General features: G+C 73.6%; 1 protein-coding gene and 1 pseudogene. Both read right to left on the reverse strand.

The features are described from left to right. Positions 1-620: 620 nt before the first annotated feature. Positions 621-2,228, reverse strand: coding sequence for a DEAD/DEAH box helicase (locus EGM46_RS14415; protein WP_125100815.1), 1,608 nt, complete (start codon positions 2,226-2,228; stop codon positions 621-623). After that, positions 2,229-3,098: pseudogene (locus EGM46_RS14790) on the reverse strand (hypothetical protein); the annotation flags it as partial. It lies immediately after the preceding gene.

The following is a 3,098-nucleotide window of genomic DNA, read 5'->3' on the forward strand; positions in this document are numbered from 1 at the left end:
GTCTGCGGCGAGCTCGCGCGAGGCGAGGCGCTCCTGCTTCCACTTGCCGAGCAGGGCGTCGCTGACGACGCTCGTGTTGATGCGGTGTTCCTGTGGGGTGGTGTCGCTCATCGGGGCTCCTTTGGCGTGCGCGCGTGACCGCATGCGCGGTCGTCGGTTGACCTGCAGCCAGGCTAGGCTCCCCGCTCCGGGGGAACAACTGCGCGTTCACTCCCCCACAATCGGGGCGGATGAAGCACCGATCACCATTGTCGATACCCTCCAGTCGGCAGGCCCCGAAACTGGAGACCCCGACCAACCCCCCGGCTCCCCTTCCCCGCCCCCACTCATTTAGTAAGGGTTTGATCCGCTTAGGGCCGGGCCAACCGGATCGACCCCGCACTAAGTTGGGGGTGCGGGGTGGGTGCGGGGCCGGACCGCCACCGGCTCGGCACGCCCGGAAACCGTCTCCGCACTTGGGGAGAGTTTTGTTCGCTTTAGGCCGGGCCAACCGGATCAACCTCGCACAAAGTTGGGGCTGCGGGGCCGGACCGTCGCCCGTGCGGAGCCCTCGGCCGCCGTCCCCGAACTCCGGGAGAGCTTGATCCGCTTGGGCCCTCGCTCAGCGGATCGGAGTCTCACTAAGTTCGGGGGGCGTGAGGCGCACGAGGGGCGCGCGGCGCGCCGGGTTCCCGGGGCGCAACCGCACCCGCCGGGACGAAGTCCTCAAACACCTCCGGCACGATCCCTGCGTTTTCGAGCAGCTCACGCGTGCGCTTCTGCCTGGTGCGCGCAATCACCGTCACCACGACACCGTCCCGGCCGGCCCGGCCGGTGCGCCCCGCCCGGTGCAGGTACGTCTTGTAGTCGTCCGGCGGATCCGCCTGCAGCACGAGGTCGACGTCGTCCACGTGGATCCCCCGCGCCGCCACATCCGTCGCGACGAGCACCGACGCCTTCCCGGTCGCAAACTTCTCGAGGTTGCGCTCGCGCCGCGACTGACTCAGGTCGCCGTGCAGCGCTGCGACCCGCAGCCCGGCATCACCGAGCAGTTCGGCCACCCGCTCCGCGTACGCGCGGGTGCGGCAGAACACGAGCACTCGGCCGGGCGCGCTGGCGAGCTGCACCAGCGCCTGGTCCTTGTGCTCCCACAGCACGATCTGCACCCGGTGCCGCACCGTCCCGTCAGCACCCGCCTCGGCCTCGTGCACCGCAGGGTCCCGCAGGAACTCCTCGACCAGCTCGGTGACCCCGCTGTCGAGCGTCGCGGAGAACAGCAACCGCTGCCCGCCGCGCACCGTCTGCCGCAGCACGTTCTGCACCGGCTCGAGGAAGCCGAGGTCGCACATGTGGTCGGCCTCGTCGAGCACGGTGATGAGCACCTCGCGCAGGTCGAGTTTGCGGCGGTTCACCAGATCCTGCACGCGCCCCGGCGTGCCGATCACGATGTCGATGCCGCGCTGCAGGGCGTGCACCTGCGGGTCGAGCGGCACCCCGCCGACGAGCTGCGCGGTGTAGAACCCAACGGACCGGGCGATCGGCTGGATCGTGCGGTCGATCTGCAGCGCGAGCTCGCGGGTGGGCGCGAGAATGAGCGCCTTCGGGTTGCGGGTCGGCCGCTGCGGGGCTCGCTCGCCACGCTTCGGCTGCGGCTTCGATTTCGCCTTCGCCGACGGCGCGGCCCCCAGCGCGCCCTGCGCTTTCAGGAGCAGGAGCCGTTCGACCAGGCCCGATCCGAACGCGATGGTCTTCCCGGAGCCCGTGCGCGCGCGGCCGAGCACGTCGCGCCCTCGCACGATGTCCGGGATCGTCGCGACCTGGATGGGGAACGGCTGCGTCGCCCCCAGCTCCCCGAGCACGCGCACGATGTTGCCGCCGAGCCCGAGGTCGCCGAAGCTCACCCCTGCGGCGTCCGCTGCGGTGGTGAGCTTCGCGTCGAGGCGGGCGAGCGGCTGCTCGCGCGGCCCGCGATCCTGGCGGGGGGTCGACGCCGCGCGCGCGGACTTCGCACCGGCGTCACGCTGCGCGGGATCCCTGCGATCCGATCGGGATCCCTGCTGCGCGGGATCGCGGCGTGCGCCGCCGTCCCGGCCAGCGGCAGGGTGTTCGGCGTCGTCGCGCGCGGGGCGCCGCGGGGATCCAGCGCTCGGATCCTGCGCGCGGCCACCGTGGAACTTCCGCCCCTTGGGCTTCCGCCCCGGCTCGTAGTTCGCCGGGGCTTTGAAGCCGCGCCGTCCCTTGCTGGCCATCTACTTCTCGTCGCTCTCGGCCTCGTCGGCGGCCGCGCCAGCGGCGTCCGCGGCGTCCCCGGCGTCCGCGGCGTCCGCCGCGTCCTCGCCGTCGACGTCCTGGGTGGCCTGCCACAGCAGTTGCTCCCAGTTCAGCTCCCCCGTGACGGGCGGGGCCGCCGCGTCCACCGCGTCCGCGTGGAACGCGTGCTCGGGAACGGCGGGAGCCACCGGCGCGGTGTCCTCGGACACGGGATCCTGATCGGCGGTGTCCTCTGCGCTCGGCTCCTCGTGTGCCGGCTCCTGGGCCGGCACAAGCGGGTTCTCCCCGCCGGTGAAGCCCAGGCCGGCAATGCTCTGCGCCAGCTGCTGGGTGTCCGGGCCCATGCTGCGCGGCGCGGCAACGGGCGCCGGGGTCGGCTCGGGCAGGACCACCGGGGCGTCGGCCGGCTCCGCGGCGTGCGCACCAGGGGTGTCTGGGGCGGGCGCGGGATCCACGAACGGCACCGCGTCGACGAGCGGCTCGGCGTCGACGAGGGCGGCGGCGTCGGTCGCCGACACCGGCGCGGGCAGATCCTCCGGCGCGAACTCGGGGAGCGATTCGGGATCGGCCGCCGGGATCGGGGTGGGCTCCGGCTCGGTGGTCGCCTCGGGCGTTGCCGTGGCCTCGGCGTGCGCGGCCTCCGGCTCCCCCTCGGCATGCGCGGGATCCGGCTCAGCATCGGCGTGCGCACCACCGTCGACGGCGGGCACCGCGTGTGCGGGTGCCGCGGCGCTCAGCGATCCGGCGCTGACGGCACCTGCCGCTCGGGCACCGGCACCCGCGGCCTCGGCCTCGGCCCCGAACGGGCCAGCCCCCACCGGCGCAGCGAGCCCGGTCGCCCCGAGCCC

This window comes from Leucobacter chromiireducens (genome assembly GCF_003917135.1).
Taxonomy (GTDB): Bacteria; Actinomycetota; Actinomycetes; order Actinomycetales; family Microbacteriaceae; genus Leucobacter; species Leucobacter chromiireducens_A.